Here is a 1,130-nt window from a genome sequence, read left to right as displayed (position 1 = left end):
TGCAGCTTCTGCAGCTTGGTTAACTTCTATCTCGCCATAAACGGGAAACGCCGTCGTTAATCGTTCACCGGTAAAGGCGTTGGTGGCGTAAAACACCTGTGAGTTTTGCGAATTCATTGTTCTTCCTTACTGTCCTTATTTCACTTCAAATCCGTACGCGTACGGGTCTTCGTCATCGACCCAAATGGTGTTGTGTCCATACACTTGTGCCCAACCTTCAATGCTCGGCAAAATCGCCGTTTGCCCGTTTACTTCGGTGATGCCCTCAATACGGCCGTTAAATAGGCTGCCGATGATGCTTTCATGCACGAAATCTTCGCCTGATTTGAGTTTTCCTTTCGCGTGCCATTGCGCCATGCGTGCGCTCGTGCCGGTTCCACATGGCGATCGGTCGAGCGCTTTATCGCCATAAAAAACGGCATTGCGAGCCGTTGCGCCGTCTTGCGTTGGTTTCCCTGTCCAAAGTACATGGGAAACGCCGCAAACCGTGGGATCATTTGGATGAATGCATTCCACTGCATTAGAAACGGCGGTGCGCACTTTGGGGGAGAGCATTAAAATCTCATCAGGGGAGTAGTGTTCGAGTCCCGCATAATTTTCTTGTGGATCAACAATGACGTAGTAGTTGCCGCCGTAAGCGACATCTACGGTGATTTCTCCCAAACCTTCGATTTCAACCGTGACATCTTGATGCGCAAGATAAGCTGGAACATTAAAAATCTTTACTGACGTGACCTTGTCACCTTTGGTTTGGTAGTGGACTTCTATTTGGCCGGCTGGCACGTCGAGGATCAAACGTCCCTCTTCTTTCGGCGTAATCAAACGATTTTCGATGGCGGTGGTCACGGTACCAATGGTGCCGTGTCCACACATAGGCAGGCAGCCGCTGGTTTCAGTAAAAAGGATGGAAGCATCTGCATTGTCGCTGCAAGGCGGTAAAACAACGGAGCCTGACATCATTGAATGGCCACGCGGTTCAAACATCAGTGCTTGTCGAATCCAATCATAATGCTCTAAGAAATACTGACGCTTTTCACTCATCGTGTTGCCCTCAAGTGGTGGAACACCACCAGCCACCAATCTCACTGGGTTTCCACAGGTATGGGCATCGATACAGAAAAAGGTTCCTT

Annotated in this window: 1 protein-coding gene; it reads right to left on the bottom strand. The window is 49.5% G+C overall.

Annotated elements, in window-relative coordinates; genetic code table 11:
* Window positions 1-135 precede the first annotated feature (135 nt).
* Window positions 136-1,130, bottom strand: a 995-nt coding sequence (locus tag R7P35_RS25675) for a 4-hydroxyproline epimerase (protein ID WP_318093256.1), incomplete at its 5' end; no start/stop codon positions are given.

Origin of the sequence: Vibrio sp. Vb0304, assembly GCF_033338995.1 — a bacterium.
Taxonomy (GTDB): Bacteria; Pseudomonadota; Gammaproteobacteria; order Enterobacterales; family Vibrionaceae; genus Vibrio; species Vibrio alginolyticus.
This window is presented reverse-complemented; position numbering and strand designations above follow the sequence as displayed.